This is a genomic window from Nocardia sp. CA-129566, assembly GCF_050956075.1.
GTDB lineage: Bacteria > Actinomycetota > Actinomycetes > Mycobacteriales > Mycobacteriaceae > Nocardia.
The window spans coordinates 357,812-379,218 of sequence record NZ_CP192085.1; the positions used below are offsets into that span (position 1 = coordinate 357,812).

The 21,407-nt window shown below is 65.5% G+C and carries 19 protein-coding genes, 1 tRNA gene and 2 pseudogenes; 16 read left to right on the plus strand and 6 right to left on the minus strand.

Annotation, left to right across the window (positions count from 1 at the left end; genetic code table 11):
- Window positions 1–93 precede the first annotated feature (93 nt).
- From ACQP0C_RS01610 to ACQP0C_RS01620, 3 genes are read left to right on the plus strand one after another with little or no spacing between them, the layout of a single operon-like run.
- A complete protein-coding gene (locus tag ACQP0C_RS01610; RefSeq protein WP_433729871.1) occupies window positions 94–1,914 on the plus strand; it encodes an ABC transporter ATP-binding protein in 1,821 nt (606 codons plus the stop codon).
- Entirely contained in the window at window positions 1,911–4,061 is a 2,151-nt protein-coding gene (locus tag ACQP0C_RS01615; protein ID WP_433729873.1) for an ABC transporter transmembrane domain-containing protein, read from the plus strand. Before ACQP0C_RS01610 ends, ACQP0C_RS01615 begins: the two co-directional genes overlap by 4 nt.
- A gap of 36 nt (window positions 4,062–4,097) precedes the next feature.
- Window positions 4,098–4,703 carry a putative glycolipid-binding domain-containing protein gene (locus ACQP0C_RS01620; RefSeq protein WP_433729875.1) on the plus strand — a complete coding sequence of 202 codons (606 nt, stop codon included), beginning with the start codon at window positions 4,098–4,100 and terminating at the stop codon, window positions 4,701–4,703.
- Window positions 4,704–4,790: 87 nt separating this feature from the next.
- Here ACQP0C_RS01620 and ACQP0C_RS01625 read toward each other — a convergent pair whose 3' ends face one another.
- On the minus strand, window positions 4,791–5,741 hold the full coding sequence (locus ACQP0C_RS01625; RefSeq protein WP_433729877.1) for a prephenate dehydrogenase: 951 nt from the start codon (window positions 5,739–5,741) through the stop codon (window positions 4,791–4,793).
- A 58-nt stretch (window positions 5,742–5,799) separates the two neighbouring features.
- On the opposite strand from ACQP0C_RS01625, the gene ACQP0C_RS01630 reads away from it, so the two are divergent.
- From ACQP0C_RS01630 to ACQP0C_RS01640, 3 genes are all read left to right on the plus strand, one after another.
- A complete protein-coding gene (locus ACQP0C_RS01630; protein WP_433729879.1) occupies window positions 5,800–6,339 on the plus strand; it encodes a tRNA adenosine deaminase-associated protein in 540 nt (179 codons plus the stop codon).
- Window positions 6,340–6,376: 37 nt separating this feature from the next.
- The gene (locus ACQP0C_RS01635; RefSeq protein ID WP_433734830.1) at window positions 6,377–6,811 is read left to right on the plus strand and encodes a nucleoside deaminase; all 435 of its coding nucleotides are present in this window, start codon (window positions 6,377–6,379) and stop codon (window positions 6,809–6,811) included.
- Window positions 6,812–6,907: 96 nt separating this feature from the next.
- Window positions 6,908–6,995, plus strand: a tRNA-Ser gene (locus ACQP0C_RS01640).
- A 207-nt stretch (window positions 6,996–7,202) separates the two neighbouring features.
- On the opposite strand, the pseudogene ACQP0C_RS01645 reads toward ACQP0C_RS01640, so the two are convergent.
- The 4 genes and pseudogenes from ACQP0C_RS01645 to ACQP0C_RS01660 all read right to left on the minus strand — a co-directional run.
- Window positions 7,203–7,373 (minus strand): annotated as a pseudogene (locus ACQP0C_RS01645) (site-specific integrase); the annotation flags it as partial.
- Between the two features lie 606 nt (window positions 7,374–7,979).
- Complete coding sequence (locus ACQP0C_RS01650; protein WP_433729881.1) at window positions 7,980–8,531, minus strand: hypothetical protein; 552 nt, start codon at window positions 8,529–8,531, stop codon at window positions 7,980–7,982.
- Window positions 8,532–8,955: 424 nt separating this feature from the next.
- Window positions 8,956–10,194 (minus strand): helix-turn-helix domain-containing protein, encoded by a 1,239-nt coding sequence (locus ACQP0C_RS01655; RefSeq protein ID WP_433729883.1) that lies wholly within the window; start codon window positions 10,192–10,194, stop codon window positions 8,956–8,958.
- A gap of 41 nt (window positions 10,195–10,235) precedes the next feature.
- Window positions 10,236–10,664, minus strand: a complete 429-nt coding sequence (locus ACQP0C_RS01660) for an NUDIX hydrolase (protein ID WP_433729885.1) — start codon at window positions 10,662–10,664, stop codon at window positions 10,236–10,238.
- Window positions 10,665–10,763: 99 nt separating this feature from the next.
- On the opposite strand from ACQP0C_RS01660, the gene ACQP0C_RS01665 reads away from it, so the two are divergent.
- The 6 genes from ACQP0C_RS01665 to ACQP0C_RS01690 all read left to right on the plus strand — a co-directional run bounded on the left by ACQP0C_RS01665 (window position 10,764) and on the right by ACQP0C_RS01690 (window position 13,685).
- Window positions 10,764–11,507, plus strand: coding sequence for a TauD/TfdA family dioxygenase (locus ACQP0C_RS01665; RefSeq protein ID WP_433729887.1), 744 nt, complete (start codon window positions 10,764–10,766; stop codon window positions 11,505–11,507).
- Window positions 11,504–11,758, plus strand: coding sequence for a hypothetical protein (locus ACQP0C_RS01670; protein ID WP_433729889.1), 255 nt, complete (start codon window positions 11,504–11,506; stop codon window positions 11,756–11,758). Before ACQP0C_RS01665 ends, ACQP0C_RS01670 begins: the two co-directional genes overlap by 4 nt.
- Window positions 11,751–12,068: a hypothetical protein gene (locus ACQP0C_RS01675; RefSeq protein ID WP_433729891.1), complete on the plus strand. Its 318-nt coding sequence runs from the start codon at window positions 11,751–11,753 to the stop codon at window positions 12,066–12,068. Before ACQP0C_RS01670 ends, ACQP0C_RS01675 begins: the two co-directional genes overlap by 8 nt.
- Before the next feature lie 653 nt (window positions 12,069–12,721).
- Entirely contained in the window at window positions 12,722–12,937 is a 216-nt protein-coding gene (locus ACQP0C_RS01680; RefSeq protein WP_354955351.1) for a hypothetical protein, read from the plus strand.
- Between the two features lie 194 nt (window positions 12,938–13,131).
- Window positions 13,132–13,347 (plus strand): hypothetical protein, encoded by a 216-nt coding sequence (locus ACQP0C_RS01685; RefSeq protein ID WP_433729893.1) that lies wholly within the window; start codon window positions 13,132–13,134, stop codon window positions 13,345–13,347.
- Between the two features lie 161 nt (window positions 13,348–13,508).
- Window positions 13,509–13,685, plus strand: coding sequence for a hypothetical protein (locus ACQP0C_RS01690; RefSeq protein WP_433729895.1), 177 nt, complete (start codon window positions 13,509–13,511; stop codon window positions 13,683–13,685).
- 197 nt (window positions 13,686–13,882) lie between these two features.
- Here ACQP0C_RS01690 and ACQP0C_RS01695 read toward each other — a convergent pair whose 3' ends face one another.
- Entirely contained in the window at window positions 13,883–16,180 is a 2,298-nt protein-coding gene (locus ACQP0C_RS01695) for an MMPL family transporter (protein WP_433729897.1), read from the minus strand.
- 205 nt (window positions 16,181–16,385) lie between these two features.
- Here ACQP0C_RS01695 and ACQP0C_RS01700 point away from each other — a divergent pair, with 205 nt between their 5' ends.
- The 4 genes and pseudogenes from ACQP0C_RS01700 (at window position 16,386) to ACQP0C_RS01715 (ending at window position 21,383) form a co-directional block, all read left to right on the plus strand.
- Complete coding sequence (locus ACQP0C_RS01700; RefSeq protein ID WP_433729899.1) at window positions 16,386–16,979, plus strand: TetR/AcrR family transcriptional regulator; 594 nt, start codon at window positions 16,386–16,388, stop codon at window positions 16,977–16,979.
- Between the two features lie 38 nt (window positions 16,980–17,017).
- Entirely contained in the window at window positions 17,018–17,515 is a 498-nt protein-coding gene (locus ACQP0C_RS01705) for an RrF2 family transcriptional regulator (RefSeq protein WP_433729901.1), read from the plus strand.
- Between the two features lie 143 nt (window positions 17,516–17,658).
- Window positions 17,659–19,383: pseudogene (locus ACQP0C_RS01710) on the plus strand (ABC transporter ATP-binding protein); the annotation flags it as partial.
- Between the two features lie 86 nt (window positions 19,384–19,469).
- Window positions 19,470–21,383 carry an ABC transporter ATP-binding protein gene (locus ACQP0C_RS01715; RefSeq protein ID WP_433729903.1) on the plus strand — a complete coding sequence of 638 codons (1,914 nt, stop codon included), beginning with the start codon at window positions 19,470–19,472 and terminating at the stop codon, window positions 21,381–21,383.
- Window positions 21,384–21,407 lie beyond the last annotated feature (24 nt).

Sequence of the window (21,407 nt, forward strand, 5' to 3'; positions counted from 1 at the left end):
TGATGCCACCCTGAAATGTCGGACCCCGGTGCGAACATCAGCGGGAGATCCGTTCGCGACACCAGCCAAACCACGGGACTACGAGGGGGAGCTTTGTCCGTCACGCTCGATACGCGGTCGGCCGATACGGAGGTCGACAGACCGGAGCGACCTGCCGCCGCGTCGTCGGGTCGCCCGCATTCGCTACGCCGGTTCCTGCCGTATCTGCGCCCGCATCGGGCCGCGCTGCTCGGCGCGACCGGGCTCGCGGTGGCCGCCACCCTGACCGCGATCATGATCCCGCTGGTCATCGCGCGGATCATCGACGGTCCGATTCAGCGGCGCGATTTCGCGGGTGTCGTGCTGCCGGTGCTGGCGGTGCTGCTGCTCGGTCTGATCGAGGCGTTCGGGGTGTGGGGACGTCGGTGGCTCATTGCGAAACCGGCGGCCCAGTTCGAGATCGCCATGCGCGCCAAGATCTTCCGCAAGCTGCAGACCTTGTCGATCGGACGCCACGATGCGTGGGAGTCCGGTCAGCTGCTGTCGCGCGCGATCGACGATATGAGCACCATGAAGCGGTTCGTCGCGTTCGCGGGGCCGTTCCTGATCATCCACTGCATTGTCATCCCGGTCGGTCTGCTCGTGCTGTTCGCGCTGAGCTGGCAGATCGGGCTGATGTTCGCGATCGTCGCGCTGCCGCTGACATATGTCTGCCTGCGGTTCGAGCGCCGCTACGCGGTGGCCTCGCGGCGCTCCCAAGATCAGTCCGGCGATCTGGCCACCACCGCCGAGGAGTCCGCGCAGGGCGTCCGAGTGCTCAAGGCGTTCGGTCGCGGTGCGTTCTTCGGCGGGCGGTTCACCGCACAGTCGCGTGCGCTGCAACAGACCGAACTGTTCAAGGTGCGGCTGGACGCCACGCTCTGGTCGGCGATGGTGAGCCTGCCGCAGTTGGCCATCGCCTTCGCGCTCGGCTACGGCGGCTATGCCGTCGCGCACCACACCATGACACTGGGCACCCTGGTCGCCGCCATCACCCTGGCGACGTTCCTGCAGTGGCCGATCATCTGGACCGGCTTCCTGCTCGCCGAATGGAACGACGCACGCACCGCGGCCGACCGGTTCTGGGAGATCATCGACACCCCGGTCGATATCACCGATCCCGCGGATCCGGTCGCGCTGCCCGAGCGAGTCGTGGGCGAATTGGCGCTGCACGGTGTGCGTTTCGCCTTTCCTGAAGCGAAAGATGAAGTACTGCGGGATATTTCGCTGAAGGTGCGGCCCGGTGAGACGGTGGCGCTCGTCGGTGCGACCGGCAGCGGAAAGACGGCACTGCTCAATCTGATTCCGCGGCTCTACGACGTGACCGGCGGCGCTATCACCATCGACGGCATCGATATCGCGTCGATGCGGGTCGCCGATCTGCGCTCGCTGGTCTCGGTGGCATTCGAGGAACCGGTGCTCTTTTCGGCGAGTGTGCGGGAAAACGTCGCGCTCGGCGATCCGGAGGCCGGTGACGACGATGTGTGGCGCGCGCTCGATGTCGCCCAGGCCACCGATTTCGTGCAGGACCTGCCGTGGGGCCTGGACACCAGGATCGGTGAGCAGGGGCTGAGTCTGTCCGGCGGTCAGCGCCAGCGGCTGGCCCTGGCCCGGGCGGTACTCGCGCGGGCGGGTACGGGCGAGCGGACTCGCATCATGGTGCTCGACGACCCGCTCTCCGCACTCGATGTGGAGACCGAGGAGCGCGTGCAGGAACGCCTGCGCACGGTGCTGGCCGGTGCCACCACTCTTCTCGTGGCGCACCGGCCCTCGACCGCCGCACTCGCCGACCGGGTGGCGCTGCTCGCCGATGGGCGGATCATCGCCGAGGGCGCCCACGATCAACTGCTCCAGACCAGCAGTCGCTACCGCGAACTGATGGGAGGTGAATCATGACCACAACCGAAACCGCTGTCCCCGCCGACGATTCGGCCCAGCGCGACGAGGTCGCCGACTGGCGCGGTATCGCCAATGAGGACAAGGAGGTGACCGAGACCGGAAATCTCGTGCTGGCCGGTCGATCCCGGCGGCTACTGCTGAGCCTGGTCCGGCCCTATCGCAAGCTCGCGATCCTGGCCATGGTGCTGATCGTGCTCGACAACACCGCGATGGTCTCGGCGCCGCTGTTCGTCGCGCACGGGCTCGACACCGGCATCGCCAAGGGGGCCGAGGGGAACTGGGCGCCATTGGCGCTCACCGTCGCCGGATATCTGGGTGCGATCGGGCTCGGCGTCTGCACCACCTTCGTATTCCTGCGGATCTCCGGAAAGCTCAGCCAGAGTGTGCTTTTCGATCTGCGGGTCCGGTTGTTCGCGCATATGCAGCGGCTCAGCGTCGCCTTCCACGAGCAGTACACCTCCGGCAAGGTCGTGGCCCGGCTGACCGGCGATATCGAAACGCTGCAGCAGCTGCTGGAGAGTGCGCTGAATCAGGCGCTGAGCGCCATCCTTTCGGTGCTGACCATCGCGGTGCTGCTGATCTACCTCGATCAGACCCTCGCCGCCATCGTGCTGCTCGGATTCGTGCCATTGGCGCTGGTCACTCGCTGGGCCCAGCGTCGGCAGCGGGCCGGATACCGGCGCACCCGCGGCGCCATCGCCAAGGTGGTCGTGCAGTTCGTCGAGTCGATGGGCGGCATGCGCGCGGTGCAGGCCTTCCGGCGCGAGGCCCGCAATGAATCGGTGCTGGCCGCCGAGGACGCCGAATACTTCCAGGCGACCACCGCCGCCATGCGCGGTATGGGCGACTACGCCGGACTCACCCGCCTGCTCGGCAATCTGACCACGCTGATCGTCATCGTGGTCGGCGCCTGGCAGGTCATCGAGGGCAACCTCGCCGTCGGCGTCCTCGCCGCATACCTGCTGTACCTCAACGACTTCTACGGCCCCCTCGACGAACTGGCCCAGGTCTTCAACGCCTACCAATCCGCGGCCGCGGCCCTGGAAAAGATCTCCGGCGTGCTGGAGGAGCAACCCTCGGTCGAGGAACCGAGCGAGCCGGTCACCCTGACCAAGGCAACCGGCGCCGTGCGCATGGACCACGTGTGGTTCGGCTACGGATCACCGGCCGGTGGCCCGCAGGCGCCACCGGATTCCGATGCCGTGCTCGAACAGTCGGATTCGGCTGGGCGTGCTGTTGCGGTGAGCCTTGGCGCGGCGGAGCCCGGTGTGGCTGGGGCGATGTCCGGTGGCGGAGGGCTGGTCGATCTCGAACTGTCGGATTCGGCTGGGCGTGCTGTTGCGGGAGCGGTGTCGGCGCGCCCTGGTGTGGTGCAGTCGAGTGCGGCTGGACCGGGTGACGCCGCGGTGGCGGAGCTCGAAGGCGTTGTGCCGCAAGCCGAGCAGCGTGGTCGGGCACGTCCGGTGTTGCCGGAGTTCTCGCTGGACATTCCAGCGGGGCAGGTGATCGCGCTCGTCGGTGCCACCGGTGCGGGCAAGTCCACGCTGGCCAAGCTGCTGGCGCGGTTCTATGACCCCTCCGGCGGCACGGTGAGTTTGGATGGCATCGACCTGCGTCGGCTCTCCGATGTGGATCTGCGGCGCAATGTCGTGATGGTTACCCAGGAGTCGTATCTGTTCTCCGGGTCGGTGGCCGACAATATTCGGCTCGGGCGGCCGGAGGCCAGCGATGCGGAGGTGTTCGCCGCGGCGCGCGCGGTCGGCCTCTACGACTTCGTCAGCGCACTGCCGGAGGGTTTCGACACCGATGTGCGCAAGCGCGGCGGGCGCTTGTCGGCGGGTCAGCGTCAGCTGGTGGCCTTCGCCAGGGTGTTCCTCGCCGATCCCGCGGTGATCGTGCTGGACGAGGCGACCTCGAGTCTGGACATTCCCAGCGAGCGGCTGATCCAGCGGGCACTGGAAACGGTGCTGCGCGATCGCACCGCCGTGATCATCGCGCACCGGCTGTCCACGGTCGCGATCGCCGACCGGGTTCTGGTGCTGGAATCCGGCCGGATCGTCGAGGACGGCGCGCCGGGCGAGCTCATCGCGGGCGCCGGCCGGTTCGCCAGCCTGCACGCCGCATGGCGCGAGTCGCTGGTGTAATGCCGGTGCATTGCCCGCGTCGCTTACGGTAGATACGTGACGAATCCAGCCCTCGGCCCCGACAGCCAACCGGCGGCATCCCGGTGGCCGGCGGTCCTCACCTGGCGCGCGCACAACGGGGCGCGGATGGAGTCGGTCCGCGTGACCCTCAATGGCAACCGCATCCGCGCCGCCGGTCGCATGATCGGCGGCGCGTGCGCCGAACATCCCGCGTTCAGCGCCTCCTATGACCTGGTCACCGACGAAAACGGCGTCACCAAGCGCCTATCCCTGCGCAGCACCACCGCCGCCGGTGAACGCCAGGCCTCCATCGCCAGGGACGAGGAGAACTACTGGCTCGTCGACGCGGGCGGCGGCCATGTCCGCTCTACTTTCGCGGGCGCCCTCGATGTCGACGTCGTGCTCAGCCCGTTCTTCAACACCCTCCCCATCCGCCGCTTCGGCCTGCAGAACGCCGTCGACGACATCCAGGTCCCGGTCGTCTACGTCCGCCTTCCCGACCTGCTCGTCCAGGAAGCCAGCCTCACCTACAGCAGCGGCGCCACCGGCATCAGTGTCCTGTCCCCGGTCTCCAGTGCCACCGTCACCGTCGACGCCGACGGCTTCCTCCTCGACTACCCCGGCCTCGCCGAACGCATCTGACTACCGCCACTGATCATCGTCCGCGCCGTAGCCAGCTCGGTGAGATCGCCAGCATCCCGTCGTCGCGCCCAGTGTCGTGCGCCGGGATCAGTCCAGCTCGGTGATCACCCCGCCACGCTGGCCTGCCTCGCGCAGTTGCTCGAGCCAGTTGTGGTCGCCGGGGTTGATGTCGGTGATCTCCCAGCGCTGCGTGGTTTCGTAGCGTTCGCGGGCGTCGTGTCCGGCTTCGACGAGGTCGACGAGGGTGCCTTCCGCGCGCAGGCTGTCGCGGGCCGCGCTGAGGATGGTGAGCGTCTCCTCCAGTACGTCCAGCAGGGCCGTGGCATTGGGCTCGCAGATGGCGCGGACCAGGTCGGGGGCGGTGGCGGCGACGCGGGTGCCGTCGCGGAACGAACCAGCGGCGAGTCCGAGCGCCAGGTCGCCGCCCGCCGCGCCGGATACGGCCAGTGCCTCGGCGAGCACATGCGGCAGATGCGAGATCCGGGCCACCGCGCGGTCGTGCTCGTCCGCGACCACCGGGGTGACCACCGCGCCACAGGCCAGCGCCAGCCGCACCACCCGCCGCCACGGCTCGGGGTGGGTGCCCTCATCCACCCCGACGGCCCACACCGCATTCTGGAACAAGCCGGAATGGGTAGCCGCCCAACCCGATTCGGAGGTGCCGGCCATCGGATGCCCGCCGACGTAACGGGCCGCGAGCCCGTGCCGGCGCACCGCCGCGGCCACCGGCGCCTTGACGCTCACCACATCGGTGAGCGGACACTGCGGCGCGTAGCTCGCCACCTCGGCGAGGATGTGGTCCACCGCGGGCATCGGCACCGCGACGACGATCAGCGCATCGGTATCGGCGGCCCGTGTCAGCGTTCCCAGCAGATCGCCCGTGACATCGAAGCCATCGGCGCGCGCGGCCTGCGCACCCCCCTCTGACCTGTTGTAACCCCAGGCGTCGTAGCCCGCGCCGACGGCCGCGCGCAGCAGCGATCCGCCGATCAAGCCCGTCCCGAGGACACACACCGGTGCTTTCTGGTCAGGAGTCATCGGAACAGATTCGCATACGACTTCAACATTTCGGCTCGAGCCGACTACCGTTGCGGCCATGGCAGCACAGCGCTCGGGCACGAACAAGGCTGCGTCGGATGATTTCGACGACGTGGAGGGGTTCGCAGTGGCGGTTGTCCGCGAAGAAGGACAGTGGCGGTGTAGTCCGTTGAGTCCGGCCGCGCTCACCGATTTGGCCGCGGCGGAAACAGAACTCAAGGCATTGCGTAGTTCTGGAGCCGTGTTCGGATTGCTCGATATCGATGACGAATTCTTCATCGTGCTCCGGCCCGCACCGAGCGGCACCCGGATGCTGGTCTCGGATGCGACCGCCGCGATCGATTACGACATCGCGGCCGACGTGCTCGAGGCCCTCAATGTCGAAATTCCCGATATCGACCCGGACGAACTCGACGATATCGAGCCGTGGGAGGAGGGCGACCTCGGCGTGCTCGCCGATCTCGGCCTGCCCGAACCGGTGCTGAGCGTGATCCTCGCCGAAACCGACCTGTATCCGGATGAGCAGCTCGGCATGATCGCCCAGCGGCTCGGCTTCGCCAATGAACTCTCGGCGGTGCTGGACAAGCTGCCCCGCTGACGTGGGCCTGCTCGCCGACGGACTTTCCGACACCGACATGGTCCGCGCCGCGATCGCCGCAGCGGCCGATGCGGGTGCTCGCGACGTACCGGTCGGTGCCGTCGTCTTCGATGCCACCGGACGTGAACTCGCCCGCGCGGCCAATGCCAGGGAGGCCCTGGGCGATCCGACCGCCCACGCGGAGATCCTCGCCCTGCGTCGTGCCGCCGCGGTCGTCGGCGATGGCTGGCGCCTGGAGAACACCACGCTCGCGGTAACCCTGGAGCCGTGCACCATGTGCGCCGGTGCCCTGGTGCTCGCCCGCATCGGCCGCCTGGTCTTCGGTGCCTGGGAACCGAAAACCGGTGCCGTCGGCTCCCTCTGGGACGTGGTCCGCGACCGCCGCCTCAACCACCGCCCAGAAGTGCGCGGCGGCGTACTGGAAGCCGAATGCGTCGCGCTACTGGACGAATTCTTCCGGGCCCAGCGCTGAGGCGCGCACCACCCCCCGACCGCCTGCCGAGCACCCCCTCCGCCCGCCCCTACAGCCGATTTAGCGATCCGCTCCCCGTCCGGTATGGTTGTCGGCGGTGGCGTGTCCGAGCGGCCTAAGGAGCACGCCTCGAAAGCGTGTGAGGGGTAACCCCCCTCCGAGGGTTCAAATCCCTCCGCCACCGCTTAAGCCCTTCACCTGAAATGCCAGGTGAGGGGCTTCTTTCTTCCCCACAGAACTCGCGATCGGCGTCCGTGCCCACATCTTGCCCACACTTAGGCGGCGCGTACGCCTTATCCATGGCGTTCGCGAGCTTGTCGAGATCGTCGTCGAACAGGTCCGCGTAGGTGTTCAGCGTCTCCTTGGCGTCCTTGTGGCCGAGCAGCCGAGCGAGCGCCAGCACGTTCGCGCCCGCCGATACCGCCAGCGATGCGCAGGTGTCGCGTAGGTCGTGAGGCGTAATCGGCTGCACCTTGGCGCGCTTCACGGCACCGGTAAACCAGCCGTCGACCGTCTTCGGTCGGGGTAGGTACTTGGTTGGGTCGTCGGGATGCGGGAACACCAAGGCATCTGGCTCGCGCCCCAAGACGTGCGTGGCTAGTTGGGTGAGGATGAACCTAGGAGTTCGTTCGGTGACGGCATTCTCGAGCCCGTCATCCGCGCACCCCGGCCCGGCGACAAACCACCAAAGTCATTCGGTATCAACGGAAGAGACGCTGACAGCCTCGCTGAGGATCTCGCCGCGATCGACACCCTTGACCCACCGCCCACCTCCAAAGACGACGTGAAAGACCGGCTGAGATGGGGCAGCACCCGCGCCCATGCCGCACTGAAAGCGTGGCGCGAACAACGGGGCGAACCGTGACCGGGGGTAGGGGGTGTCCATCTGATGGACGCCGTTGCCGGACCACGCCTCGGTGGCTCGAGCCACCTGCGCTCAACTCAACGGATAAGGGGGGCCCGCCGATGTTGCGCTTCCGTGGGTTGTGTTCCGGCGTCGAACGTCACGCGGTTCGGTGAATCCCCAATCCCGTACAGAGCCAGAGCCGCTATGCCCACCGCCGCACCATGGGTGGGCGGTGGGGGGTGTATCCCGTCAGCCGTTCGTGGTCGGCGGTAGGCATAGCACTTCACGGCATGCGTGCACTTCTTCCCGGATTTTGCCCGGCTACCAAGGGAGCCAGGAGAACCGGCCGTCGGCGACCATGCCGAGGACGATACCTACAGCGGTGATGAATATTCCTGCGAGAGCGACGCTGAGGTCGGTAAAAGCTTCGAGTCGACCGCTTTCTCGCAGCGCAGTCACTGCCGAATCCGCTGCTCTGTCAGCATTATTCGCCAGTGTCTTCTGAGCGACTTCGTTCTTCTCGATACGCTGGCGAAGAGCCTGAAGGTCATTGGCCATCGCTTCGATCTGACCAGCCAATACTTGGACTTGGATCGTGAGCGCCTGGCCCGGATCAACTCCGGACCGAACAGTGACGGTCGCCGATACGGCGAAAGCCCAGGCGTCGGCGGCGGGCACGATAACCGTGGCGCTACGTCGCAAGCAGGGAAAGACAGTCGCGGTAGCATGCCGGGTTTTGTTGGAGACGAAGGCTGTCCATCGAGAAATAGCCAAGCGAAGTCTTCGGTTGGAGTTCCTATTCCAGGCGAACCACAGCCCATACATGGTTAAGAGCGTCCCGCTCAACTCGAGCCACTTTCCGGCAGCCTCCATCGCGACACCTTAGACCTAGTCGCGGCGCGGGCCGCGAGCTGTTCTGTTTGCCTCCCGTCCTGGTGGCGGCATGCGAGCCCTGGAGGTTCAATGGCGACAAACCTGGCCCCGTCGAACGGCTCAAGCCGGGCGCTACTGTCGCCGCTGCGCCCGGCACCAACTCCCCCTTCGCCTGGTGCTGGACCGCTTTCCATACCCCCACCCCCGAGAAGATTCGAACCTCCCGGTCCCTGACTCGACAGGGGTGAGTCAGGGATTTTTACACCGATCCCGAAACTGAGCGGACCGACCACCATTCAGCCGATGCCCTGAGAGGTCATCGCCCCCGTGGTTCTGCTCGTGCGGGAGAGAAATTTCCTGACTGCCGCGCCGAGTCAGGCGCCGGGGCACTTGAATTGTTTACACGCCGCTGTCGGCACGTTGCTCACTCGCTACTGGCTGGCTGCGGTGCAAGCAAGGAGCGAATACGTTGCAGAGCCGATTCGGCTTCGAGAGTCAGGCCAGCCATATCGGTCTTGACGGTGGCGCGGATCGCTCGCTGGATCTGGTGCGGTAAACGATGATGCTCGGCCGACCCAATTGCGTCGGCGAACGCGTTTTCTGCGGCGGCTCGTTCGTTGATCGCTGCCAGCACTTCGCCCGTCGTCACGCGCTCGATGATTCGCCACTGTGGGGCCGAAGGTGTTCCCACCGTGACGCTCACGAGTCGGCCCGCTTCTATCACTCGCCCAGTACCGAGGAGTCCGCGCAGTTCAATTTCTCGCAGCGTGAACGGCTGAAACAGTAAGCCGCTGCCTGTGTTTCGGTCCAGCAGTCGCCGGTACTCCAGCAAGGCGGTGTCGAATCGTTCCGCGTCCCCAAGTTCACCTGTAGCGCGGCAGAGAAAGGCAAGAGTGCCGCCCTGGTCGGCTGGCTGAGTCGACAGCTCTAACGACTGCTCGAGGCGTGCAACGGCGGCGCCGACGTGTCCGGCCTTGCGTAGCTCGTTGCCGTGCATTCGGAGCGTGTGAGCGTAGAACGTTGGATCATCGAGTCGAGCCGCCACGGCGACGGCGAGCCCTGTCCAACGGGCCGCCGAGGACAGCCGTTCTTCGGGCAGGACTGTCCCCAGCGATACCCCGAGCGCTACCCGTGCCTGAGCCAGGAGAACGAGACTGTCTCGCTCCAGGCGCCCTTCGGCTGCGCGCGCCTCCAATCGCGCTACGAGCGGCCATAACTCGTTGACTGCTTCAACTGCGTGCCCCGCCTGGCGTGCGATCTCAGCCAGGCGAACAGTCGAGTCCCCGAACTGGAGCATTGCCCGGTATTCGGCATCGTCGGTGCCGGTAACGCCGAGGATGTGCGTGGGCAGTCCGAGCCGGGCGGCGATATGCCGACGCGAGGGAACATCGGCGATCGCGCGGCGGCCGGTCTCGAGCATCGAGACATACGACTTGTCGTATCCGAGGAGTTCGGCAAGCGCTATCTGATTGAGCCCGTTGATCCGGCGGTAAGCGCGCAGGATCGTCGGCAGGTCTCGGGTCGCAATGGCCGGAGCCGCCTCCGGAGTCGCCCACAGCCAGATTGCGGAGGCTATCGGCGCGGCGTGCACCTGGACTTGTTCAGTGCTGTTGTTGGCGGCGCAGGTGGGGCATACCGGCTCGCTCGCGTAGCGGCCGATCATGACGCCGCACGCCTGACACCTGCTACCGCTCACGGCTTCCCCTAGACGTTCTCCGCTGCCCGGAGCTGCGCGAACCAGGTCATCACGGACCGCTTGTAGCCCTCTGGCATCTTCAAGCCCGCTATCTGGTCTTCCCGGAACAGCCCAACTTCCTTGTGCTCGTGCGAGAGCACGGGCTCGGCGTCGGTGTCCGGGTAGCAGCCATAAGTCACGATGAACACGTGCCGTTCAACGGCATTGATGTAGTAGATCCAGGAATCGAGAATCGGACCGGTGGTTACGGGCCACTGCGTCTCTTCGCTGATCTCGCGGGCCACGCACTCTTCGGGCGTCTCGTCGGGTTCGATTCTGCCGCCGGGCAATTCCCACTCGTCGCGCTCGTTCTTCAACAGGAGCACCTGTCCGTCACGGACTACAACGCCCTTCACCGAGATCGAGTACATGTGCGGCACGTAACTGGAGGCAGTCATATCCGCGACGCTAGCACCGCTGACCACGCAAGATGGCTGGTTGGAGGTTGACAGTCTGTCAGTGGACGCGCTGATAGCGGGGCGCGCACGGTTGGGGGCATGTTCGTGGACTTACAGCAGAAATGGGCAGCAGGGATAGCCGCGCAGCTGGCTGCGGATGGGCTGGCCCTGATCGAAGGAATCCGCACCCGGGCGCAACTGGTGACCTTGGGGGCCTCGCTCGGACACATTGTCCCGCACAGGGATAGCGGTCCCGATGGTGTGACGACCTTGATGCATCGTGGCGGTTTCGCCGGACGAGCCGGTTTCGAGGGCTTCGGCAAGGGCGCATTACCTCCGCACACAGACCGGTCCGGCATGCCGGAACCGCCTGCCCTGCTGTTGGTGGCATGTGGGCGCAAAGGCAGCTCAGGTGGTGGGTGCGTCGCAATCGACGGGTATGCCGTCTATGTCGAGATGATGCTTACGAATCCAGAAGCGACACAAGCACTTTCGCAGCCACGAACGGTGCTGTTCGGTGGTGCCGCCGGACACCTCGGCTCAATATTCGAGCACACTCCGGACGGCCGGATTCGAGTTCGCTACCGCCGCGATGAGCTGGCGCGGTTCTCGCCGGAGCTGGCGCGGTGGCTTCCGGCGCTGAGTGATGCGATCGAGCGCCACACCACCACATTCGTCCTGGAGCCGGGGCAAGGGTACGTGCTGCACAACCACCGTTGGTTGCACGGCCGGTCGGCGTTCACCGGGGAGCGGGTCATGTACCGACTCAGTGTGAACCCGTTCCCAGGGTTCGCCATTCCGTCTGGCTTCACAGCCCCGAGCATCCTCGGGGTGACCTCGTGAACGTCGACTACGAGACGGTGCGTGTGGCAGTCCGCTTCGAGAACGGCTCGGATGATCCGAACGACTACGCGTACTACGACCATTGCGCCTTCGATCCCGGGCCGCTCTCAAATGAACAGGCACACAGGTTGTTTCAGATCCACCTGCACAACGAGTCGGTGCGGTGCAGGCAGCGAGAAGCGGCATTGTGCACTTTGAAAGCGGCCGGGCTGCTGCATCGTGCCGCACGTGCGGGGGGCCGCTATGAATGACCGGTTTCGCCGAATGCTGCCAGGACGGGCACAGCTGGACGCCAACCATTTCGCGGAAGTGCAGGCGATCCTGCGGGAGGCGAGTCGCGCCGACCCCGAGACCTGGGGCCGTGTGGCCGCCGAACTGCGAGCGCAAACGGTGGACGGCCCTCCACGCCTACAAGCCGAAATCGACGGTGTCATTGCCCACTACTGGGAGATGCACCCCGAGAGGCTGAGAGGGGGTGAGAACGCCATGTACGGACCGACAGGGCCGGTCGCTGGACCGGGACCGGAGGAAGACGACGATGCGGCCAAAGAGCACGACTGACAGTCCGCTCGGATACGTGAGGGACACCCCGCTTCGCCGCCCCTTGGCGGGGCGCCCCTTGTGCCCACAATCTGCCCACAATTGCCCATGAATCGACGTGATTGAGCGAGAATTACCGTTATGTGTTTTCGCTGGTAGACCCGGGTTCGGGGCCCTGACCAGCACCCCCGGGAGGGTTCAAATCCCTCCGCCACCGCCAAAGCCCCTCACCTGAATCTTCAGGTGAGGGGCTTTCTCTTTGGTCACAGCGGGTTCATCAGCGACCGTGCCCACATGCGCCCGGCGCCCCCGTGATCCAGGTCATTGCGTCCGCGCAGACTCCCTACGGTGCCAGCAGTGGTCGAATTCGTTCAGAGGAGCTCGGGATCTCGGCGCGCAGGATGACAGCTCTGCGGTTCAGGTCGATGCCGATGTGTGGGGGAGCGCTTGGTCCTGGTCGTCGCGGAGCATGGATATCGAATTGCGGTGGTCGAGTTCCATGCGTTTCTCCAACTCAGCGGATCCTCATGTCGTACAAACGAATCCGGTGTGGTGGGAGTTCCTGGGTAAGTAGGCCGTTCGCGGGTATACGCCAATTAAGCGAGCACGGCGAGGATGCGGTGTGACGATGGCGTCGCGAGACGAGCCGTGCGGGATAGATGCGCGAGAGTTACATGAGAGAGCCCTATTTCCGATTCGGCAGTCTGCTGGTCCTGATCTGGCTGGTGATCGGTGTGGTCGCCGCGGGCCAGCGGCATTACTTCGACAGCGGTCCGATCAATTGCGCCGGCTTCGGCACGATCGCGGTGACCACCCTGGCCGGTCCGCTCAACTACATGGGGGTGAATCCGAAGATCGCGGATTGCAATGTGCCGCAACCCAGTCCGTAGCGGCCACGGCTGAGCGCCGAGGATCTGGCCGTCCCCGCGCGCTCAGGGCGTGCTCTGCCGGGCGGCGACATGCCGTGCGGTAGGGCGCGCCCGTGCGTGCGCCCGGTATGTACCGAATGCCTGAGTGCGGGCCCGGCGCGATGCGATAATTCGCCGCATCACCAACCGCGCGAGCGTGATCCGCGGGAGAACAGATGAGCGAGCCCTCGATGAAACTTGGCACCGTGCTGATCGTGCTCTGGTTGGTCATCGGCGTTGTCGCCGCCGGCCAGCGGCATTACTTCGACAGCGGTCCGATCAATTGCGCCGGATTCGGCACGATCGCCCTCACGGTCCTCGCAGGTCCGCTCAACTATATGGGCGTGAATCCGAAAATCGCCGACTGCAACGTGCCGCAGCCCAGCCCATAAACCCCCTAGCCAAGCCTCGGGCACCAGGCTAGAGTTAACGCTCCGCAACCGGGTACTCCGCCGCTACGCGAGTACGAAAGGAAGCGATTACGATGCGCGAGCGTGTAACCCAACGGAGGCCTGCGCACCCCACCGGTACGCGACTCATCGGACTGCTGCTCATGGCCTGGCTGGTGATCGGCATGATCGCCGCCGGACAGCGTCACAACTTCGACAATCCTCCGATCGACTGCGCTGGCCTCGGCACCATCGCGGTGACGGCACTGGCCGGCCCGCTGAACTATATGGGCGTTAACCCGAAGATAACTGAGTGCAATCTGCCTGCACCGAGCCAGTGATGAAATAGATCCGCTCCCAACGGAATTCGGGACCAGGCCCGAATTTCGTCGGTGGCGTGGTGTCCACATCGGGTTCGAGCAGGAATGAACCGAAGATCGAGATCATGATGATCGCGGCGGCGGTGACAGACGCGGCGTCCCGAAACGCAGTCGGCCCCGCACCCGATCCGGGTGCGGGGCCGAGCCGTGGGCTCCGATCAGCTGACGCCGACCGGCACCTTCACCGTCTCCGCGGACCGCTGCTGCAGCTCACGCAGCTTCGCGCCCTCGACGTCGATATTCGGCAGGATCCGGTCCAGCCACTTCGGAATCCACCAGGACCACTTGCCCATCAGCACGAGCAGCGACGGGATCACGACCATCCGGACGATGAACGCGTCGATCAGCACGCCCGCCGCCAGCGCGAAGCCGAACGACTTCGCCGTGACGTCGGATTCCAGCAGGAAGGAGCCGAACACCGAGATCATGATGACCGCGGCCGAGGTGACGACCCGGGCGCCGTGGTGATAACCGGACACCATCGCATCCTTCGGCGACTTGCCGTTGACGAACTCCTCGCGCATCCGGGTCACCAGGAACACCTGGTAATCCATGGCCAGGCCGAACACCAGACCGATCAGCATGATCGGCAGGAAGCTGACCAGCGGATGCGGATCCTCGATCAGTCCGAGTTTGCCCTGCTGGAAGATCAGCACCGTGGCACCGAAAGTGGCCGCCATGGACAGCAGGAATCCGAGCGCCGCGGTGAGCGGCACCAGGATCGATCGGAACACCAGGATCAGCAGCAGGAATGCGGCACCGGCCACGATCGCCAGATACGGCACGATCTTGCTGAGCAGCACGTGGTCGACATCGGCGAAGATCGCCGTGGTGCCGGTGATGCCGTACTCGATGCCGTATTCGCTCTGCATCTGCGCTTCGGCGTCGCGGGCGTCGCTGACCAGATCCTTGGTGGCCTGGTTGTTCGGACCCGACTTCGGCACACCGTCGAGCAGCGCACCCGCCTTGTCCTCACCACTCCACTTGGGTTCGGTCACGTAATCCATGCCCGAGTAGGACGCGAGCTTGGACCGCAGCGCGTTCACGGCGGCCTCGCGGCGCTCGGCGGGCACCTTGGTGAGGTCGACCGCAACGTTGAGCACGCCGTTGCTGCCCTCGCCGAAGCCCTCGGTGCGCAACTCGTAGGCCTTGCGCACGGTGGAGGTCTTGGGCTGGCTGTCGTCACCGGGCAGACCCAGGTTCAGGCCGGCGGCCGGTGCGGCGAGCAGACCGAGCACGACCACGCTGAGCAGCAGGGTCACCGCGGGCGCCCGGCCGATCAGACGGGCGAAGCGCATGCCATTGGTGACCGACTTGTCGTCCTCGGGATCGTGCTGGGCGACGATCGGCAGCTTCGGCTTGAACAGGAGCCGCCCGAACGCGCCGAGCAGCGCCGGCATCAGGGTGATGGCGGTGAGCACCGCGAATGCGGCGGCGATCGCGCCACCCAGGCCCATGAACGTCATGAACTGCACGCCGACGATGCTGAGCCCGCCGAGCGCGATGATGACGGTGAGACCGGCGAACACCACCGCCGAACCCGCCGTGCCGAGTGCGGTACCCGCCGCCTCTTCCGGCGAATCCTGCACTGCCAGTTCATGTTTGTAGCGCGACACGATGAACAGCGCGTAGTCGATCGACAGGGCGATGCCGATCATGGACGCGAGGAAGGTCGTGAAGCTGGGCACCTCGATGATCGAGGTACCGAGGAAGATCAGCGAGGTGGCCGCGCCGAGGCCGATGATCGCGGTGATGATCGGCACGAAGGCGGCCACGATGGCGCCGAAGGCGATGATCATGACGATCAGCGCGATGCCCATGCCGATCTGCTCGGACTTACCGCTGGGCCCCTCGTTCTTCTGCGCGATCGAGCCGCTCATCTCCACCTGGAGCCCGGCGTTGCGGGCGTCGCTGGCGATGTTGTAAGCCGCTTCGCGCTGCGCGTCGGTGACGTCGGTGAACTTCTTGATGGTGAACGGGACGCTGAAGAAGGCGACCGAGTCCGGATCGGTCTTGCTCAGCACGTTCAGCGGTGCGCCACTGCACTTGGACGGGTCCGGATCGGCTAGGCAACCCGACTTCTCCGCGGTCTCAATGGGATTCATCACCGGCTTGCTGTGGTCGACGATGTCGAGCGTGCCGAGTTTGGTGATGAACGCCTCGAGCGACGCACGGTTCGCCGGATCGGTCAGCTTCTGCCCTTCGGGCGCGGCAATGACATAGGTGCCGGTGACGGCATCGAATTTGAAGGCGTCGGAGGCGCCCGGAAAGTGCTTGTCCAGAATGTCGTTGGCACGCGCGGATGGCAGCTCCGGCATGCTGAAGTCGTTGGTCATCGGCTCCTTCAGCTGCGCGCCGAGGCCGCCGAGCAGTAGGAAGAGGACAAGCCAGACCGGAAGCACTATCCATTTTCTTCGGAAAGCGAACTTTCCCCACCTATACAGATAAACGGACACGAGGGGTTCTCCTAGCGGTGCCTGGGTACGTGCTGGTTCGCGGCGCGTAGACAGCACACGCGGGGTTGCCCTGCTGTACCCCGCCTCCAATTGACGCTTTCTGCCTACCGTGCGGTAGGTAGACTACCTAGGAGCTAAGCGGAGGTACAACCTCAATTCTGGTGGCAACGTTAGCTCAGCGCAGAAGTGATGAGAGGACCATCCCATGACCGTTCGTGACGCGGGCGACACTGTTGTCGCAGGTGGCGGCACTAAACTGGCAATTCGTGATGCCGCGGTGAAGCTCTTCGGCGCCAAGGGATTCGAGCAGACGAGCCTGCGCGAGGTCGCGGATGCGGTAGGAATCACAAAGGCTTCGCTCTACTATCACTACGCCTCGAAGCTCGATCTACTACTGGCGATCGTAGATCCGATCATCGATCACATGCGCGCGGTGACCGAGGATATCGATGCGGTCCCACACGATGCCGAAGGGGTGCGGGCCGTCCTGCGCACCTATTTGCGCGGCATGATTCGCCATCGCGACGCCGGTGCGCTGTGCGTCCGCGATACCGTCGCGATCATCAATGTGATGGCCGACCGTTACCCGGATCTGATGGATTCCAGTCGGGTGCTGCGCGAATGGCTGGCCGGACCCGATGCCGACGAGGTGGCCAAGCTGCGCGCCAGTGCGGCGCTGGAGGTGCTCGGCGTCGCGCTGCTGTCCACCGAACTCGTGCCGGGCGTTGCGGATTCGGTGGTGGAGCGCACACTGCTGGACGCGGCCACCTGTGTGCTGACCGGCTGTCACACCGCGTAGATTCGTTCGGACACCTAGTAGGCCAGGGAGTAGCCGCAGTGCACATCACCGCGAAGGTCGATTACGCGGTGCGGACCTTGTTGGAAATCGCCCGCGCACCGAAGACCGACAATGCCGTGGTCGGCGCGACCGCGGTGCAGGTCGCGCCGGTGGTGAAGGCCGAGGCGATTTCGACCGCGCAGCATATCCCGCCCAAGGTGCTCGAGACCGTACTCGCCGAATTGCGCCGAGCGGATCTGGTGACCAGTAGGCGCGGCCCGGATGGCGGCTATTGGCTGGCCCGCCCGGCCGCGCAGATCTCCATCGCCGATGTGATCCGCGCGATCGAGGGTCCACTGGCCTCGGTGCGCGGTGAACGTCCGGAGGATGTGCGCTATCCGGGCGCGGCCGAACCATTGCAGCGGGTGTGGATCGCGCTGCGGGTGAATATTCGCGCGGTACTGGAGGACGTCTCCATCGACGACATCGCGCGCGATCGGCTCCCTGGATTCATCGAGGCGCTGACAGAGGATCCCGGTGCCTGGGCGCGGCGGTAATTCGAACCGGGTCACGCGCGCCGAAAGGTTCGCGGGCAGTTGCGGTTTCCCGCGGCAGGTAAGAGGCCGCAATCCGTGGCATCGGTGCTGGTCAGGAAACCGCGCGACGTGTATGTCGGTTTCCCGGTAGCCTCCTTTTCATCATGCTGATCAGACTGCTTCGCACGTATCTGGCCCCCTATCGGGCCCAATTGGCGGGGGTCGTCGGCCTACAACTGATCGCCGTTATCGCGATGCTGTACCTGCCGACCTTGAACGCCCACCTGATCGATAAAGGCGTCACCAAGGGCGATATCGGCTACATCTGGAGCACCGGACTGTGGATGCTCGCGGTCACCGGCGTGCAGATCATCGCATCGGCCTGCTCGGTCTACCTCGGTGCGCAGGCCGCCATGGGCGCGGGCCGGGATCTGCGGGGGGCGGTGTTGCACCGCGTCGGCACCTTTTCCGCGCGCGAGGTCGGCATGTTCGGCGCGCCATCGCTTATCACCCGCAATACCAACGATATTCAGCAGGTTCAGCTGCTCATCGTGATGTCGGCGACCATCCTGGTGATGGCGCCGATCATGTGCATCGGCGGCATCTTCATGTCGCTGCGCGAGGACCTCGGGCTGTCCTGGCTGCTGTTGATCGCGGTGCCCGCACTGGCCATCTCGATGGGTGCCATCGTGGCCAAGATGGTGCCCGGCTTCCGCGATATGCAGTACCGGATCGATGAGGTCAATCGCGTACTGCGCGAACAGATCACCGGTATCCGGGTGGTGCGCGCATTCGTGCGCGAGCGCCAGGAGACCTGGCGCTTCGGACTGGCCAACTCCGAACTCACCGATGCCGCACTGCGGGTCGGCCGGTTGATGGCGCTGATGTTTCCGCTGGTAATGCTGATCAGCAATGTCACCGCCGTCGCGGTGATCTGGTTCGGCGGGCATTTGATCAACGACGGCCAGATGCAGATCGGCTCGCTCACCGCGATGCTGTCCTACATCATGCAGATCCTGATGGCCGTCATGATGGCCTCGTTCCTGGCCATGATGGCACCGCGCGCGGCCGTCTCGGCCGACCGGATCGGTGAGGTGCTCGACACCGAGACATCGGTGCTGCCGCCGCGGCTGCCGCAGCCGCTCGAGGGCGATCCGGCGCTGGTCGATCTGCAATTCGCCGAATTCGCCTTCCCCGGTGCGGAGAAACCGGTGCTCTCGGCCATTCGGTTCCAGGTCGAGCCGGGCACAACCACGGCTATTGTCGGCTCCACCGGTGCGGGCAAGACGACGCTGCTCAATCTGATTCCCCGGCTCATCGATGTCACCGATGGGGCGATCTATGTCGGCGGCACCGATGTCCGCCATATCGACCTCGAACTGCTGCGCGAACAGATCGGCCTGGTGCCGCAGAAGGCTTACCTGTTCTCCGGAACGGTGGCGAGCAATCTGCGCTATGGCAATCCGCACGCGACCGACGAGGAACTGTGGCGCTGTCTGGAGATCGCGCAGGCCGCCGACTTCGTGCGCGATATGCCGCAGGGCCTCGAGACTCCGGTCGCGCAGGGCGGCACCACCGTATCGGGTGGGCAGCGCCAGCGGTTGGCCATCGCTCGGGCGCTGGTGAAGAAGCCGCGGGTCTACCTGTTCGACGACTCGTTCTCCGCACTCGACGTCGCGACCGACGCCCGACTGCGCGAGGCCCTGCGGCCCGAGACCAGAGACGCCTCGGTAATCATTGTGGCGCAACGCATTACCACCATCCGCGAGGCCGATCAGATCGTGGTGCTCGAGGACGGTGCGATGGCCGGGATCGGCACCCATGACCAGTTGATGCGCGAGTGCGCGGAGTACCAGGAGATCGTCGCCTCGCAGCTCGGCGCCGATGAAGTCGCCGCAGTCGCCCTCGCCAAGCGCAACGGATCGCCGCCCGATCCGAGCGGGGACGGGCATCGGGCTCGGCGGGAGGAGAGCCGATGAGGCCCGGAGCGGTCAATCCCGGTGCGCCGGATGCGAAGGCGAAGTCCTTCGGTCCGTCGCTGAAGCGGCTGTTGCGCAGGCTGGCACCCGAGCGCATGTATGTCGGTGCGATCGTCGGGCTGGCGATCGTCTCGGTGGTGCTGAATACGCTGGGCCCCTACATCCTCGGCAAGGCCACCAACCTGGTCTTCGACGGCGTGGTCGGCCAACAGCTGCACAGCGGCATCACCAAGGAGGAGGCGATCGAGCGGGCGCGCACCGCTGGCAACAACACCTTCGCCGACATGCTCGGCGCGATGGACGTCACCCCGGGTATCGGTGTCGACTTCGGCGCGGTCGGCCGGATTCTGATGCTGGTATTGCTGCTCTATGTCGGCGCATCGGTGTTCAGCTGGCTGCAGTCGTTTCTGCTCAATATCGTCATCAACCGCACGGTGAAGCGGCTGCGCAGCGATGTCGAGGACAAGATCCACCGACTTCCTCTGCGCTACTTCGATTCCACGCCGCGCGGTGATCTGCTCAGTCGCGTCACCAACGATGTCGACAATGTCTCGCAGAGCCTGCAGCAGACCATGAGCCAGCTGCTCCTCTCGGTCTTCTCGGTAATCGGCATCCTGGTCATGATGATCTGGATCTCGCCGTTGCTGGCGCTGATCGCCCTGCTCACCGTGCCCGCCGCCATCGTGGTCACCGCGCAGATCGCCAAGCGCTCCAAACCGCACTTCGTGAACCAGTGGAAGTACACGGGCATGGTGAACGCCCAGGTCGAGGAGGCCTTCACCGGACATGAGGTGGTCACCGCATTCGGCCGTAACCGCGAGGTCGGCGAGGAATTCGACAAGCGCAACAACGATCTCTACGAATCGAGCTTCAAGGCGCAGTTCATCTCCGGGCTGATCATGCCCGCGATCATGTTCCTCGGGAATGTGAACTTCGTGCTGGTGGCGCTGGTCGGCGGCCTGCGGGTGGCGACGGGCAATCTGTCACTGGGCGAGGTGCAGGCCTTCATCCAGTACTCCCGGCAGTTCAGTCAGCCGCTGACCCAGATCGGCGCCATGGCCAATCTGCTGCAGTCCGGTGTCGCCTCGGCCGAGCGGATCTTCGAGATCCTCGACGCCGAGGAGCAGTCACCGGATCCGGTCATGGAGAACACCCGTCCGGTCGATCGCGGCCGGGTCGAATTCGAGGCGGTCTCTTTCCGCTACGAAACCGAGACGCCGGTCATCGAGCGGCTCGCGCTGGTCGCCGAGCCGGGGCATGTGGTCGCCATTGTCGGCCCGACCGGTGCGGGCAAGACCACGCTGGTGAATCTGCTGCTGCGGTTCTACGAACTCGACGCGGGCACCATCACCATCGACGGTGTCGATATCACCGAGATCACCCGCGATCACCTGCGGTCCAGGATCGGCATGGTGCTGCAGGACACCTGGCTGTTCAAGGGCACCATCCGGGACAACATCGCCTACGGCAATCCGAATGCGAGCGAGGCCGATATTCTCGACGCCGCTCGCGCCGCCTACGTCGACCGCTTCGTCCACGCGCTGCCGCACGGTTACGACACGATCATCGACGAGGAGGGTTCGGGCGTCAGCGCGGGCGAGAAGCAGCTGATCACCATTGCCCGCGCCTTCCTGGCCAAGCCGTCCATCCTGGTCCTCGACGAGGCGACCAGTTCGGTCGACACCCGCACCGAGGCGCTGGTCCAGCACGCCACCGCGGCCCTGCGCCGCGATCGCACCAGCTTCGTGATCGCGCACCGACTCTCCACCATCCGCGATGCGGATCTGATCGTCGTCATGGAGGCGGGCCGCATCGTCGAGCACGGCACGCACGAGCGGCTGCTGGAGGAGCGCGGCGCGTACTACCGCCTCTACAACGCCCAGTTCGCGGCCGCGGCGGCCGACGCCTGACCGGTCGCGGTGCTGCCTGCCGCA

Coding starts and splice junctions, on each gene's coding strand:
- ACQP0C_RS01615 (WP_433729873.1), top strand. CDS start 1,911: ATGACCACAACCGAAACCGCTGTCCCCGCCGACGATTCGGCCCAGCGC.
- ACQP0C_RS01625 (WP_433729877.1), bottom strand. CDS start 5,741: ATGACTCCTGACCAGAAAGCACCGGTGTGTGTCCTCGGGACGGGCTTG.
- ACQP0C_RS01630 (WP_433729879.1), top strand. CDS start 5,800: ATGGCAGCACAGCGCTCGGGCACGAACAAGGCTGCGTCGGATGATTTC.
- ACQP0C_RS01635 (WP_433734830.1), top strand. CDS start 6,377: ATGGTCCGCGCCGCGATCGCCGCAGCGGCCGATGCGGGTGCTCGCGAC.
- ACQP0C_RS01650 (WP_433729881.1), bottom strand. CDS start 8,531: ATGGAGGCTGCCGGAAAGTGGCTCGAGTTGAGCGGGACGCTCTTAACC.
- ACQP0C_RS01655 (WP_433729883.1), bottom strand. CDS start 10,194: ATGATCGGCCGCTACGCGAGCGAGCCGGTATGCCCCACCTGCGCCGCC.
- ACQP0C_RS01660 (WP_433729885.1), bottom strand. CDS start 10,664: ATGACTGCCTCCAGTTACGTGCCGCACATGTACTCGATCTCGGTGAAG.
- ACQP0C_RS01665 (WP_433729887.1), top strand. CDS start 10,764: ATGTTCGTGGACTTACAGCAGAAATGGGCAGCAGGGATAGCCGCGCAG.
- ACQP0C_RS01675 (WP_433729891.1), top strand. CDS start 11,751: ATGAATGACCGGTTTCGCCGAATGCTGCCAGGACGGGCACAGCTGGAC.
- ACQP0C_RS01680 (WP_354955351.1), top strand. CDS start 12,722: ATGAGAGAGCCCTATTTCCGATTCGGCAGTCTGCTGGTCCTGATCTGG.
- ACQP0C_RS01685 (WP_433729893.1), top strand. CDS start 13,132: ATGAGCGAGCCCTCGATGAAACTTGGCACCGTGCTGATCGTGCTCTGG.
- ACQP0C_RS01690 (WP_433729895.1), top strand. CDS start 13,509: ATGGCCTGGCTGGTGATCGGCATGATCGCCGCCGGACAGCGTCACAAC.
- ACQP0C_RS01700 (WP_433729899.1), top strand. CDS start 16,386: ATGACCGTTCGTGACGCGGGCGACACTGTTGTCGCAGGTGGCGGCACT.
- ACQP0C_RS01715 (WP_433729903.1), top strand. CDS start 19,470: ATGAGGCCCGGAGCGGTCAATCCCGGTGCGCCGGATGCGAAGGCGAAG.